The organism is Corynebacterium tuberculostearicum (genome assembly GCF_022347235.1).
Taxonomy (GTDB): domain Bacteria; phylum Actinomycetota; class Actinomycetes; order Mycobacteriales; family Mycobacteriaceae; genus Corynebacterium; species Corynebacterium tuberculostearicum_F.
In genome coordinates, this window is the sequence record NZ_JAKRDX010000032.1 from 1 (window position 1) to 12,824 (window position 12,824).

Here is a 12,824-nt window from a genome sequence, read left to right on the forward strand (position 1 = left end):
CCACCCCAGACGACTAAGACTAACGGCCCGGGCCGACGTACCCCTCGGCCCGGTACCAACTACCCGGAACACGACAGTACCGAGTCCCCAGAACACCGGTACCAAAAACTCGCATCTGACAACTGCAGGACGAATCCATGGAAACCAACTAATTCACCACAGCGATCGGGGCAGCCAGTACGTGTCACTGAAGTATTCCACCGCGCTAGCTGAGTCAGGAATCCGCCCGAGTGTGGGAACAATCGGCGATTCTTACGACAATGCACTAGCCGAAACAGTCAACGGTCTCTACAAGGCGGAACTGATTCATGCCCAGGGCCCGTGGACGTCGGTCGGAGAAGTCGAACTGGCCACCTTGCGGTGGGTGCATTGGTGGAACACTAAGCGACTTCACGAAGCATTGGACTACGCCACCCCACAGGAAGTAGAAACCGAGTACTATCTCACCCAGCCCATCAACACAGGGCCGTAAAAGAAGCGGAACTAAACCCAGGACGCTTCAAAGCGACTAAACATATCGCAGCCAACGCTTGCCCGATGGATTAGGCAAGCGGAAGATGAGATAGAATACAAAGAACGAGGGTAATCCATTCTCCAAAATAGTGAAATCCTGTTCAAGGCATACTTTTACGCGATTGAACTAGATCCAATGTTCTATTAGAACTTGGCTATTCTTTCAGTGTGCAACCACAGGTTATTCTATTTAAAGGGTTACTCAGGAAATGAAAAATAGCTCCTCAAGGGGAGTCGAGGAGCTATTTGTTGTTCATATGTTTACCTTTGGAAACTACTACCTAGTAAGAAGTAGATTCCCTTACTTCAGCGCTTGCTCTTGTTCGGAATATCTCCAATAACACTAGTAAGAAATGCTAGAGCTAGTACAACAAGGGAAAGTGTAGGGAAGCCAACGTGGGCTATCGCCAACACGATGCATATTATGCAAAGCGCAATACTTATATATGTTGAAGCTTTCTTCATGGAGTACTTTTAGCACTTCTCTTGCGCAGTGCCGATTCCCGTTAGCTCTGCGGCTAGGGAGAGTAAGCCATTTTTCATAGACTCAGCCTTAATGGAGGCCCCCTTAGTGGCCACGATCTTCCTGATGCCACCAGCCTCTGATATTGCTTTGCCGACTTTGCTTGCGCCGCCCAATCCGCGTACAAGCTTAGCGATCTTAACCGCTTTCGATATTGGAACTATTGTGCCGGCAATGATTAGGGTGATGGCTCCTGCACATTCCCAGGCATTATAGGTGGTGACGGGAGGGAAGTACTCTTTCGGGGCATGGCTAGCGATATAGGAGGCAAGATCCCTGTCGTTCTTTTCCCTAACCACGTCTTCAGGAAGTGAATCAACGTAGCTAATTAGCTCCTGCATCGATTCCTCAGTTACTGATTCGGAAGCAGAATCAGCGGCGGCACGAACGGTTGGTTCGGTAGACGCAACTGCATTAGGAACTGCGGAAAAGGCGGTGAGGACAACCAGAGATGCTCCCCAGAGGGGCTTTTTAAATTTCATCATCTTCTCTTTCGGGGGCTGGAGTGGTGAAGCAAGCGTTTAGTACCTGCAAGCATAAATATTACATAGAGATTTACTATTTTTCTATCTGAAATATCGTGTAAAACTCAGGGATTGAGTAGGTTTACCTAGGAAAGGGTCTCCTTTAGCTGTTGGCTTGCTTGGCGCTTGTGGGCTATTGACAGATCCTTTACTGAGGATATGTTCTCTGAACTCCTTTGGCATGACCTGTTCGATCCTGACCATTTTTCGACGAGTGTCAGATCCCTGTTTATTTGGACGGGCCAGACTATGGAAATTTAGCCTTCAGGATGCTCTTTTGTACCCTGCTTCTAATCTGTAGATTAACCTGTATAAATGTAGAAGTGTATAGCTGTAAATATGTAAAGTGACAGATGTAAGGATTTGTTTATCTAGGAGAAGCCATGATCATTACTGCCATTAACGTCAAGGGTGGCGTTGGCAAGACCACTACAACGATGTTTCTCGCTACGGTTTTCGCCCACCGAGGAAAGACCGTGACAGTCACAGACTTAGACCGACAGGGCTCAGCTCTGGAATGGTCGGAACGCGCGGAAGACGGAGGCGACCCTTTACCGTTTGAGGTCGAGCTGTCCATTCCCAAGCGCGTTGATAGGCAAGCAGCACTCGTCGGAGACGATGAGTTCATGTTCATCGATGTACCGCCAGGAGACGAGAACGCTATCGAAGCAGCAATCGCTGTCAGTGACTTCATCATTCTTCCGACCCGTTCTGCTGCCGCTGACCTTTCCCGCGTGTGGGAACTGCGCGACGCAGTTAGCGGAACACCACATGCAGTCCTGCTGACGTTTGCCAGGAAAGGCACCAGTGCCCTTGATGCTGCACGAGAAGCGCTTGATGCAGAACAAATGCCCCACTTTAAAACCGAAATACCGCTACGCGAGGACATGCACCTAGCCTTCGGTTACTGCCCAGGCCCAGACATGCACGGCTATGAACAGGTCGCAGACGAACTCATGGAGATGATGAAATGAGCACCAGCAAAGAACGCGCCAGAGCACAGCAAGGCCCGCGAACCTCGACAAAGAAAACCGCAAAGCCGACCCCGGCAGTGGAGAAGAAAACAGTACGAGGTGCATTCCACCAACCCACCGGCCGCGACTACGTCAAGAAGATGACCGTCGAAATTGACCGAGAACTTCACTCAGAACTCAAAGTCATCGCCGCGCAAAAAGGAGTGACCATACGCGAGATTGTCAGCAACTACCTCGAAGAATACGTGCGCAACAATAAATAAGGGTTTACAGGAATACAGGTTATGTAAAGATGTATTCCTGTAAACCCAGCAGTTCCACATGCGTCATCCCCACCGCAGTGACGGTAAATATGCGCACGAGAAAATGGGGAAGTAGATCTGCAGACGAAAACAGTTACACATGGAAAGCCATGCGTAACTGCAGGTAAAAGGCACATTTTTCGCGTGTCATGACTACTAAATGACACTGGTGTCATTTAGAGTCGGTGGGAGACAGTGAAAACGAAGAAAGCCACCGGGCGGCAACCCAGTGACTTTCGCTTATCACCCAGCTCATCTCTGGGAGAAAGCATGGCCATGAGTCTACAGGCTTACGCGCAAAACGCGCACATTAAAACACCTACCCGTGTCGAACCAGATCGTGGCGGGCTGGATAACACCCCAGCATCCGCCAGTGACCGCGACTTGCTCCGCGCGCATTTAGGCCGCGAGGTGCTCCACGGGTCTGTTGGACGGGATTTTTCCAAGTCTTATATGCGTAATGCTGACGGTACGAACTCGCCGCGCATGTATCGCTTCGACACTGAGGCTTTAGGACGGTGCGAGTACGTCATGCTTACCAGTAAGCAGTATGCCGCCGTCCTGGTTGTTGACGTTGACCAGATAGGAACAGCCGGTGGTGACCCCGCAGACTTAAACCCTTATGTACGTAGTGTGGTGCGCTCACTTATTTCGCACACCATCGGGCCGGCTTGGGTGGGAATCAACCCGACTAACGGGAAAGCTCAGTTCATTTGGCTTATTGATCCCGTCTACGCTGACCGGGGTGGTAAATCAGCGCAGATGAAGTGTCCCAGGTTTTGTTCCGTTTGAGTAGATGGGAAAATCTGGAATATGCCAAGAAAATTTGACCAGGATGCAAAGGACCGTGTGGTCCGTCTTGTAGAGGACCGCATCTTGGCGGAAAATATGTCGATGCAAGCCGCGTGCCAGGCAGTAGCTCCTAAGTTGGGAGTTTCATGGCACACGGCTCGTCAGTGGACCCAGCAGGCCCGTCGTGCCGGAAACATCCCAGAACCTGTGCCTGAAGACTTGGCTGCGGAAAACGCGAGGTTACGCCGTGAAAATCAAGAGCTACGCGACACTAATGAGCTGCTGAAGGCCGCTTCAGCTTTTTTCGCGTCGGAACTCGACCCAAAACGTCGGAAATGATCCGGTTCATCGATGAATACCGGGTTCGTTTCTCTGTCGAGTTCATCTGTAAGACGTTGAAGAATAACCGGGCTGGTGGGTTTATCACCTCGCGTGGCTATCGCTAGTCCAAGGCCCGTGGGTTAAGTGCTCGTCGCCTTCGTGATGCTGTGCTGGTCGAACGCATTAGAACTGTTCATCGGGATAATTACGGTGTCTACGGCGTGCGGAAAATGTGGCATGCTCTCCGCCGTGACGGAATTGATATCGGTCGTGAACAAACTGCCCGTTTAATGCGCTTGGCCGGTGTTTCTGGCAAAGGCAAAGGCAGATCACCACTTACAACCCGTAAGCCTAATGTGCCTGATCTGCGCCCGGACTTGGTCGAGCGTGAGTTCAAAGCTCAGGGCCCGAACAGGCTGTGGGTGGCTGACATTACGTATGTGCGCACGAAGAAAGGCTTTGTGTATGCCGCGTTTGTCACCGACGTTTACTCCCGACGGATCGTTGGGTGGGCGTTATCAGACTCCATGCGCACCGAAGCGTTGCCGCTGCAAGCTCTCAATCAGGCGATCGCGTGTGCTGAGGAAACAACAGGTCTCATTCACCATTCGGATCACGGCTCGCAGTACGTCAGCGTGGTCTACAACGAGCGCCTTGCCCAGCACGGGATTGCCGCTTCCACCGGAACTGTCGGGGATTCTTATGACAATGCTCTGGCTGAAAACGTTAACGGCTCCTACAAGAACGAGCTGATCCATACTCGCAGGTGGGATGATGTTGTCGAGGTAGAAATCGCGACGTTCGAATGGGTGTCATGGTGGAACGAGACGAGGCTTCACCAAAGCTTGGGATACCGAACCCCAGTCGAAGTGGAAACCGATTTTTGGAAGCAGAACCCGCCGCAAGAAATAATAGAAATCAAGGCAAATGCCTAGGAACAAAACTCGGGGCACTTCACTGGAGTATGTCACTGCCTTCGGCGGCATCACCCCCCGGATCATTTTCAGACAGGGACGAAAACAAGCCATACCGAAGCCAGCGACTAGTTCCACTGCAACAAGGCAGAAGGAACGCAGATAAACATAGCCTGCCCCAGCATGGGGCTAGGAGTACGAATCCTGAGTTCCTTCAAGCGGAACTGCCAACAACGTAATGGGGTAAACGACGGCTCAACCAACTGAACTTGTGAACTCATAAATCCTCCTTCGGATCACTCATAAGCAGTCTGGCAGCTATTGAGGTCCTTTTTATGGGCTTTTGTCTCTTGTTGTCTTTTGTGACTTTGACTCGTTAGAAGGCGAATACTCGCATCATGATTGTGATGACCACCAGCATGATGATTGCGGTGGGGATCTGCGCGATGATCGGGCCGTACTTGTTCTTCATCTGCAGGAGTGCGGCTGGGACGATGTTGAAGTTCGCCGCCATTGGGGTACACAGTGTGCCACAGAAACCTGCCAACATACCCATTGCGAAGATGGCGGCGGGGTTTCCGTCGAAGTTCTCAACGAGGACAGGCCAGCCGATGGCAGCCGTCATGATGGGGAATGCGGCGAAGGCGTTGCCCATGACCACGGTGAACAGCGCGTTGCCCAAGCAGTACGCGATGACGCTCCAGAGCAGGGCGTCCTGCGGAATGACGGCGCCGATGACGTCAGCGACTGCAGTGCCGACGCCGGCCTTGGTAAACAGCGTGCCGAGGGTGGAGAGCATTTGAGGCAGGAGTGCTGCCCAGCCGATGGCCTCAAGGAGACGGGTGCCCTCCGAGAGAGGAACCGACGGCGACTTCGGGCGCAGAACAATGAAGACGACGATGAGGCCGACGATGGCACCGATGCCCAAGCCCGTCAGGGTCGCAGAACCTTCCGCCAGGAGTGGCTCGCCGCCTACCTTCAGCTTCGGTCCGAGCACTGCCACGATGACGGTGACCAACGGAACGGTCAGAGCCGGGATAAAGAGCTTGTTGCCAAAGCGCTGTGCCAGCGCCGCGCGTTCTTCCACCGAGGTGGTCTTTTCCACGGCCACGCCGAGTCCGTTGAAGCCGGCGATCAATGCCATGACAAGAACCGTGACGCCGAGAATCCACGCTGGGGCGGTCTTGGCCTGGACGAAAGTGCCATACATAAACGAGACACCGAGCAGGCCCCAAAAGATGCTGCTGAGTGCCTTCTTGTCGTGCTTAGGGTTGGTGGCAATCAGAATGGAAACCGCAATGAAAAAGGCGCCAATGAGCCAGTACAGCCATTCATTAGTAATCATCTTGGGTTAAGCCTCTTTCGGGGTAGCGGATTCTTTTGGAACCGAAGGCGCCGATCTTTCCATCGCTTTCAGTTTGGAATCGATGCGCAGCAGGCGGGTTCCGTGAATAAGGAATGCAACAACGGCAACAGGTAATGCCCACAGGGCAAGCTCGATCGGCTCGAGCGCAACGTTGTAGTTGGTATCCACGAAGGAGGTGATCAACAGAATCGAACCGACGGCGACGAATGCGTCCTCGCCGAAGAACAAGCCCACCGTGTCAGCAGAGGACGAATAAGCCTTGAGCTTCTCCTTTGCTTTCTCCGACAGAGGGTGGCCGATGCGCTGTTCCTCTGCGCCTTGTGCCATCGGGTAGATGAGTGGACGAACGGTCTGTGCCGGGCCGGCGATGGACTGGATGCCAACAGCTGCGGTGATCTGGCGAATGAGCAAGTAGAGCGCCAAAATGCGTCCTGCGGTGAGCGTCTTGAGCTTGGCAATAAGCGTCTTTGCTTGCTCCTGCAGACCGAAATGCTCGATGGTGCCGATGATAGGCAGCACGAGCGCGAAGGTAGTCACGGAGCGCGAGCCGGCAAATCCTTCGCCGAAGATATTCAGAATATCCATCGGGCTAATGCCGCCGATTACTGCGGTCACGATGCCGGAAACGGTGACCACCAGCAGTGGGTTGATGCGCAACGCGAAGCCGATAACGACCAGCGCTACGCCTATGAGTACGTACATGTGTTTCCTCTATTGATTTCTGAGGGGAGAAAAATAAACAAGAACCTCGATGGTGAGGTAGCCGTTGGTACGGAAGGCAGATGGTGGGCAGGCTACTGGCGTGCCCACGGGTGAGCGACGTTCAGGCGCTCGGCTTCCAGGTGTGCTTCCCAAGCAAAGGTGGCAAGCCAGTGCGAAGACATGTAGTCACCGGTGATTGCGGCTTCGAGGCCAGGCGCGAGAAGTTCGGCGCTGCGCTCGCGGATGGTGTGCGCGAGTTCTGGGTGCGTATCCTTCGTAGCTTCGAAAATGCGCAGCGCGCTAGCCAGGACAGTCATGCCAAGGCCGTAGAGGTGGACCTGGTATCCGTCGGTTGGATCAAAAACCCGTGCAGGCTTCAGGATGCACGAATCGGCATCCAAGCGTGCCAGGAAGCCCTCTGCCCAGATCGCGAACTCGGCGTCGTCAAGCACGTCGAGCATCAGGTCTGCCTCGCACAGGCCAGGGGAGAGGAAGTCCTGTCCGCTGCGCTCCTGCTCGAACTCCCAGGCCTTGTCTTCGGCGAAGAATTTCTTTGCAGTCGCAAGGATTTCCTCCACAACATCCTCGCGGCCCAGCTCCTTCGCCGCCTTCATGATCCGCTTCAGGCCGAACGCGGTGTTGGTGTGCAGGCCGTGGCGGACTGGCTCGGAGGCTTTGCCCAGCCAAGACAAGGTGTTGTCGAATACGGCATCGGCCAGTGGGGCTACGCCCTCGGCCAGGGCCTGGAGCTCGACTACTGGGGAGAACTTAAGCTCGGATGCCAGCTGTACTGCCCATGCCCAGCCGTATGGGCGCTCCCAAGTCGGGTTAGCGGGCAGGTAGTCAGCCTCGGTCTTGATGTTCTCCGCGCTCAGGTGGTCCTCGAGGATGCGCAATGCCTCAGCGCGCCAAGCGCCGGAAGCATCCTCGTCGGAGGAAAGGAGGCTGGAAAGCAGCCAGTGCATGTGGACGCTCGAGTGCCAGTCGAAGGAGTTACCGAAGCTCGGGTGGAGCTCATTCGGAGCCTTATTATCGCTGCTCGAGGTCTGCACATGATGGGAAGCGTATGGGTAGATACGCGTGACGTTATCGATGGCAACTTGGGCAAGCTGCGCTACCGGAGAATCAGAGTGGTGCTCAGCGTCATGAGTAACTGCGTTCACGAGCGTTCCTTTCAGGTTGTTCTACAATGTTGCTCGTGTCACAGTATCCCAAGCTGCCAGCTTGTGTCTCAGATTACATGCGATGAAATTCAATTAACTTTTGGTTAGTAGAAGTGGGGGTGCTTTTTTAAAAGGTAGATGCGTATTCGTGCCCCAGAGCGGGGCGCAGTTTTCCTACCTTTGGCTTCCCGAATTTGTGGGGAAGGAGGTCTATCTAGACCCGGCCTTGGATAAAAATGGCCGACGGAATCGTACTCAGGCATGACTACTTAACTCGTCGAACCGGATAGCGTAGAGGCGTGGAAGTCTTTTCTGATAGGCGAATGATTCGTGACCTTGCGGTGTCGCTTTTGTGCGGAGCGGCGTCTCTCATCGGTAGGGACCTGATGTCCCGGCCGCTCTTTGACTACCTGATTATCGCCTTGGTCGTGCTAATGCCAATTATAAGCAGGCGGTGGCCGCGCCTGGTGGTCTTCGTTGCATCAATGGTGCTCTTCGCCAGCCTTTTCCAGGTGGAACTCACTGTAGGCATCATAATCCTTGCGGGGCAGGTCGCCTACATTATTCGCCGCAGGCTGGAAGATCCCCTGCGTCGAATAATGACTATAGGGATGCTTGCTGCGGACTTTATCGGCGTATTTTGGGTGAGCCAAACGGTACAGGAAGCAGCACAGGATATTGCACGGCGCCTTTTCGTCGTGGGCTGGAGCCTACTGGTCCTTGCGGTATGCATGCTTGTGGGTGAACTGCGTAGGAGAGCAAAGGAAGAACGCACACGGGAGATTTCGCGTGCTCTAGAGAAACAACGCCTGGAATTCGAGAAAAGCTCGACGGAACAACGGGCGTTTATCGCACGTGAGATCCATGACGTCGTCACGCACTCGCTATCGGTCATAGTTGCCCAGGCCGATGGGGCGCTCTACACCAAAGACACGGAAGCGCAAGAAGAAGCTTTGAAGTCTATTTCCCGCGTGGGAAGGACCTCTTTGAGGGAGATGCGGGGAGTCGTGGGCTTGCTGCGCACAGGGGAAAAGCGCGGCACTCAACCGATGGCGGGATTCGGTGATCTTCCAGAACTCATTAACAGCGTTAGAAGCGCTGGCATTGCTGCGGGATATCGCTGCACAGGAACGCCACCTGAAGAACTTTCCGCCGCGACGTCACTAAGTCTGTACCGAATTGTCCAAGAGGCTTTGACCAATGCGAACAAACATGGTGGCGGGCAAGCGGACGTACTAGTCGAATGGCTTGAAGGTATCGTCCGCCTTGAGGTGCGCAATGGATATATGGGTGATGCTCGAGGTGAGGGACATGGCATTGCTGGCATGAAGGAACGAGCGGAATTGGTTGGAGGAACCTTCCAACAGCGCAGTGATGCTGGCACATGGATAGTAGAAGCAGAGTTACCCACCGTAGGAGGAAGTAAGCAATGAAAGTCGGATTGGTAGACGACCAGGTTCTCTTCCTGCACGGGATTGCCCAGATCATTAGTTCGCAGCCAGACATGGATGTTATCTGGCAAGCAAACGATGGCGAAGATGCGCTGACCCAATGCGCGGCCACGCCTGCTGATGTGGTGCTCATGGATGTACAGATGCCTGTCCGCGATGGAATTAGCGCCACTGCTGAGATCGCATCCACTCTTCCAGAGACGAAGGTCATCATTCTGACAACCTTCGATGACGAAGACTATGTAGTAGCCGGGCTGCGAGCAGGAGCGAGTGGCTTCGTGCTCAAGGACGCAGAGCCAGAGGAGCTACTAAGCGCGTTGCGCACTGTCTATCGCGGAGACGCGGTAATCTCACCCCGCGCCACTAAGCGCCTTGTCCACAGTATGAGGGATGATTCCACGGACACGCTGAGTATCAGCGGCGCAGACCGTCGGGTACTTGAATCGCTGACTGCCCGTGAACAAGAAATCCTTGAAGCAATCGGGATGGGATGGTCAAACACAGAGATATGTGAGCGGATGTTCATCTCTATGCCGACCGTCAAGACGCACGTTGGACGAGTGCTCGCCAAGACGAGTTCTAGGGACCGTGTACACGCAGCCCTTTTCGCCTATCGCACAGGAGTTGTCTCCCGTGCTGACCTGCTTAGCTCCTAATACCCCGGTATGACTCGCAAAATCGTGCCTCGCGGCGATGTGCGGCGTAGGCGCGCCGGGCAACGATTGAGTTATGAGCACAGAATATGTTGTCGAAACTCAGGGTTTGACCAAGGAATATAAGGGATTCAAGGCCGTCGACGGCCTTGATATGGCAATCGGCCCCGGTGTCGTTCACGGTTTGTTGGGGCCGAATGGTTCGGGCAAGTCCACGACCATGAAAATGCTTTTGGGTCTGGCAAAGCCGACTGAGGGAAGCATCAGTTTGTTCGGCGAGCCTTTCGGGCCTAAGACGCGCAGCCGGGCCTTGGCCCGCACCGGCTCGCTCATCGAGCAGCCTTCGGCCTATTTGCACCTCACCGGGCGAGAGAACTTGCGCATCGCTGCGCGGCTTCTACGCGCTGAGGCAGAAGACGTCGATCGCGCAGTGCACCTCGTGCGGCTGGAAAAGCAGCTGGACAAGCAAGTAGCGAACTATTCCTTGGGCATGAAGCAGCGCCTCGGCATCGCAATGGCTATGATTCGTAACCCGCAGCTTCTGATCCTTGATGAACCAACGAACGGTCTTGACCCTGCCGGCATCGAAGAGATTCGCAATCTCATCGTCAGCCTCGCTGCCGATGAGGGGCGAACGGTATTGGTTTCGAGCCACCTTCTCTCGGAAATCGAAAAGATGGCTAGTGAGCTGACCATTATCAATCGCGGGCAGTTGCTCTTCCAAGGTACAAAGCAGGAGCTTTTCCATTCCCAGCCGCCTGAAGTCTTTATCGAAACCCCGAACCCCGAGGAAGCGGCGCAAGCACTCGCGGGTATCTCAGTGCGCTTTGTAGAAGGTGGCATTCGGGTCCCGAACTTAAGCGAGCGCGACGTCGCGGGGGCTTGTACGCAGCTCGTCAACCATGGCGTGCCCATCTACCAGGTGCTAAGAACGCACCGCAGTCTCGAAGAGATCTTCATTTCGATTACGGGACGAGGTGGCTTGCAATGATGTTGCAGAATGAATATGCCAAGATGCGGCATACCCGGATGCTGCCGCTAGCCCTTGCTGTCACGCTCGCCATCGTTGCCTTTTCCAGTATGAATCTGGTGGGTGAGCACACCGCCGAACAATTTCAGCAAGATCCGCATAGTCAATGGGGCGGACATCTCCTTGGTTACATCATGGTGACGGCCTTCCTCACTCCGGTGCAGGTGGCATTGCTAGCCAGCCGCGCAGCCGATGTAGAGCATCTCCACGGCGGCTGGCGGCTTAATTCCATCGCCGGATACCGCCGCGGTGGTCTGCTCCGCGCGAAGTTCGCAGCTTTAGCCCTTGTCCTAGCCGCAGTAAAGGTAGTTGAATTGCTCGCGGTCTTGACCACTCCATTCTTCCTTGGCGCACAGTCGATTGATTCACCCGGCACATGGGTTCTCACAGCAGCTGGTCTATATGGAACCTCGTGCGCACTGATGGCGATTTTCTTGTGGCAGGCAGCACGCGTGGAATCCCAGCTCGTGGTGCTCAGCACTGGGGTAGTAGGCGGCTTCCTCGGTGTGGCAGGAATGCTTTCTCCAACCGCGGTCACGCTCATTAATCCCTTCGGTTACTACGCAGTCTTATCCCCATTTACCTTCCGCCCCGAAGGCCTGGTGAGCATCGAACCACTGTGGATTCCATGGGCACTGTTCATCGCCGTTGTAACCGTCATCTTCACCGTGCTTTGTCGCACGCTTGACTCCCAGGAGGAATAAGTTCATGTTTGCTATCGACCTGCTGAAATTTCGACGCTCCTACGTATGGGCTGTCATCTTCCTCGTGCCGTCTATAGCAGTCGGCATTGGTGCCGCGAATTATCACGCTAACTTGGCGTCACTTAATGCCGGATGGGCAAGCTATCTTTCCCAAGCAACGCTGTTCTACGGCTTAATCTTTATGACTGTGGGAGTGGCCATCATCGCTGCAGCTGCCTGGCGCCTGGAACACCGCAACCACAATTGGAACACTATTTTGACCTCACCGCGCTCGGCGGGAGAAGTAGTCGCGGCCAAGCTTTTCTCCATCATGGTCCTCATCGCGCTAATGCAGACGGTGTTCATCGCGCTGGCCTTAGGCATTGGACGCGGCTTAGGAATACAGGGAGAGATTTCGCCTCTCAACTTGAGCGCGCTGTTCTTAGCAATCATCCCGGCGTTCGCAGTCGGGGCCTGGCAATCCTTTTTCTCGATGATCTTTCGCAGCTTTGCCACGCCCGTGGCGATTTCACTTGTGGGCGCGATTGTCTCAGTTGGAATTCTCTATAGCGGTATTCGGCTCATCCCGATGCTGCTGCCACCGGCTATGGTTACGTCGACGATTTCGCTCGGCAGTACCGCCTTCGGCGCAGATGATACTCCTGATGTGCGCGGTATCGCGTTCAGGATGGCTGTTTCTATCTGTTTCGTCATCGGAGCTTGGATTGCATCTGTTGCCTGGCTGCGAACCCATGACGTTAAGGCTTAGGACTCATCCTTGGGACTCTTGCTTCTTGAGTTCAGAGGGTCGTTGCAACACTTTCCCTTAGGAGGGTGTTGTTGTGTCTGGGGTTGTTGGCCCGTTTCATTCGTTGTCTGAATCGGATCGTCGTGGCTTAGTTGCCTTGGTTGG

13 protein-coding genes and 2 pseudogenes are annotated in these 12,824 nt (G+C 54.3%); 11 read left to right on the forward strand and 4 right to left on the reverse strand.

Annotated features, from left to right (window positions below; all coding sequences use genetic code 11):
- Positions 1 to 142: 142 nt before the first annotated feature.
- Positions 143 to 472 (forward strand): annotated as a pseudogene (locus tag MHK09_RS11305) (integrase core domain-containing protein); the annotation flags it as partial.
- A 515-nt stretch (positions 473 to 987) separates the two neighbouring features.
- On the opposite strand, the gene MHK09_RS11310 reads toward MHK09_RS11305, so the two are convergent.
- Positions 988 to 1,521: a hypothetical protein gene (locus tag MHK09_RS11310; protein ID WP_150851487.1), complete on the reverse strand. Its 534-nt coding sequence runs from the start codon at positions 1,519 to 1,521 to the stop codon at positions 988 to 990.
- Between the two features lie 422 nt (positions 1,522 to 1,943).
- On the opposite strand from MHK09_RS11310, the gene MHK09_RS11315 reads away from it, so the two are divergent.
- The 5 genes and pseudogenes from MHK09_RS11315 to MHK09_RS11830 all read left to right on the forward strand — a co-directional run bounded on the left by MHK09_RS11315 (position 1,944) and on the right by MHK09_RS11830 (position 4,884).
- Positions 1,944 to 2,534: an AAA family ATPase gene (locus MHK09_RS11315; protein ID WP_250410853.1), complete on the forward strand. Its 591-nt coding sequence runs from the start codon at positions 1,944 to 1,946 to the stop codon at positions 2,532 to 2,534.
- The gene (locus MHK09_RS11320; protein ID WP_150851485.1) at positions 2,531 to 2,797 is read left to right on the forward strand and encodes a hypothetical protein; all 267 of its coding nucleotides are present in this window, start codon (positions 2,531 to 2,533) and stop codon (positions 2,795 to 2,797) included. Before MHK09_RS11315 ends, MHK09_RS11320 begins: the two co-directional genes overlap by 4 nt.
- Before the next feature lie 309 nt (positions 2,798 to 3,106).
- Positions 3,107 to 3,628, forward strand: a complete 522-nt coding sequence (locus tag MHK09_RS11325; protein ID WP_250413590.1) for a replication initiation protein — start codon at positions 3,107 to 3,109, stop codon at positions 3,626 to 3,628.
- Positions 3,625 to 3,967 (forward strand): annotated as a pseudogene (locus MHK09_RS11825) (transposase). The gene MHK09_RS11325 and the pseudogene MHK09_RS11825 overlap by 4 nt, the downstream one beginning before the upstream one ends.
- 149 nt (positions 3,968 to 4,116) lie before the next feature.
- Positions 4,117 to 4,884 (forward strand): IS3 family transposase, encoded by a 768-nt coding sequence (locus MHK09_RS11830; RefSeq protein ID WP_366511740.1) that lies wholly within the window; start codon positions 4,117 to 4,119, stop codon positions 4,882 to 4,884.
- Positions 4,885 to 5,239: 355 nt separating this feature from the next.
- Here the strand turns inward: MHK09_RS11830 and MHK09_RS11335 are convergent, their stop codons facing one another.
- The 3 genes from MHK09_RS11335 to MHK09_RS11345 all read right to left on the reverse strand — a co-directional run bounded on the left by MHK09_RS11335 (position 5,240) and on the right by MHK09_RS11345 (position 8,094).
- Positions 5,240 to 6,208, reverse strand: coding sequence for a DUF979 domain-containing protein (locus MHK09_RS11335; protein WP_005325041.1), 969 nt, complete (start codon positions 6,206 to 6,208; stop codon positions 5,240 to 5,242).
- Between the two features lie 6 nt (positions 6,209 to 6,214).
- Positions 6,215 to 6,931, reverse strand: coding sequence for a DUF969 domain-containing protein (locus MHK09_RS11340; protein ID WP_005325039.1), 717 nt, complete (start codon positions 6,929 to 6,931; stop codon positions 6,215 to 6,217).
- A gap of 92 nt (positions 6,932 to 7,023) precedes the next feature.
- Positions 7,024 to 8,094 (reverse strand): DUF2891 family protein, encoded by a 1,071-nt coding sequence (locus MHK09_RS11345; protein WP_200288988.1) that lies wholly within the window; start codon positions 8,092 to 8,094, stop codon positions 7,024 to 7,026.
- A 299-nt stretch (positions 8,095 to 8,393) separates the two neighbouring features.
- On the opposite strand from MHK09_RS11345, the gene MHK09_RS11350 reads away from it, so the two are divergent.
- The 5 genes from MHK09_RS11350 (at position 8,394) to MHK09_RS11370 (ending at position 12,680) form a co-directional block, all read left to right on the forward strand.
- A complete protein-coding gene (locus tag MHK09_RS11350) occupies positions 8,394 to 9,527 on the forward strand; it encodes a sensor histidine kinase (protein ID WP_234288185.1) in 1,134 nt (377 codons plus the stop codon).
- On the forward strand, positions 9,524 to 10,201 hold the full coding sequence (locus MHK09_RS11355; protein ID WP_005325032.1) for a response regulator: 678 nt from the start codon (positions 9,524 to 9,526) through the stop codon (positions 10,199 to 10,201). Before MHK09_RS11350 ends, MHK09_RS11355 begins: the two co-directional genes overlap by 4 nt.
- A gap of 73 nt (positions 10,202 to 10,274) precedes the next feature.
- Positions 10,275 to 11,189: an ABC transporter ATP-binding protein gene (locus tag MHK09_RS11360; RefSeq protein ID WP_005325031.1), complete on the forward strand. Its 915-nt coding sequence runs from the start codon at positions 10,275 to 10,277 to the stop codon at positions 11,187 to 11,189.
- Complete coding sequence (locus MHK09_RS11365; RefSeq protein ID WP_005325030.1) at positions 11,186 to 11,932, forward strand: ABC transporter permease; 747 nt, start codon at positions 11,186 to 11,188, stop codon at positions 11,930 to 11,932. The genes MHK09_RS11360 and MHK09_RS11365 overlap by 4 nt, the downstream gene beginning before the upstream one ends.
- 4 nt (positions 11,933 to 11,936) lie before the next feature.
- Positions 11,937 to 12,680 (forward strand): ABC transporter permease, encoded by a 744-nt coding sequence (locus MHK09_RS11370; RefSeq protein WP_005325029.1) that lies wholly within the window; start codon positions 11,937 to 11,939, stop codon positions 12,678 to 12,680.
- Positions 12,681 to 12,824: the final 144 nt, after the last annotated feature.

Bases quoted from the DNA above. Each gene is read 5' to 3' on its own strand.
- MHK09_RS11310 (WP_150851487.1), bottom strand. From the start codon at position 1,521: ATGATGAAATTTAAAAAGCCCCTCTGGGGAGCATCTCTGGTTGTCCTC.
- MHK09_RS11315 (WP_250410853.1), top strand. From the start codon at position 1,944: ATGATCATTACTGCCATTAACGTCAAGGGTGGCGTTGGCAAGACCACT.
- MHK09_RS11320 (WP_150851485.1), top strand. From the start codon at position 2,531: ATGAGCACCAGCAAAGAACGCGCCAGAGCACAGCAAGGCCCGCGAACC.
- MHK09_RS11325 (WP_250413590.1), top strand. From the start codon at position 3,107: ATGGCCATGAGTCTACAGGCTTACGCGCAAAACGCGCACATTAAAACA.
- MHK09_RS11335 (WP_005325041.1), bottom strand. From the start codon at position 6,208: ATGATTACTAATGAATGGCTGTACTGGCTCATTGGCGCCTTTTTCATT.
- MHK09_RS11340 (WP_005325039.1), bottom strand. From the start codon at position 6,931: ATGTACGTACTCATAGGCGTAGCGCTGGTCGTTATCGGCTTCGCGTTG.
- MHK09_RS11355 (WP_005325032.1), top strand. From the start codon at position 9,524: ATGAAAGTCGGATTGGTAGACGACCAGGTTCTCTTCCTGCACGGGATT.
- MHK09_RS11360 (WP_005325031.1), top strand. From the start codon at position 10,275: ATGAGCACAGAATATGTTGTCGAAACTCAGGGTTTGACCAAGGAATAT.
- MHK09_RS11365 (WP_005325030.1), top strand. From the start codon at position 11,186: ATGATGTTGCAGAATGAATATGCCAAGATGCGGCATACCCGGATGCTG.
- MHK09_RS11370 (WP_005325029.1), top strand. From the start codon at position 11,937: ATGTTTGCTATCGACCTGCTGAAATTTCGACGCTCCTACGTATGGGCT.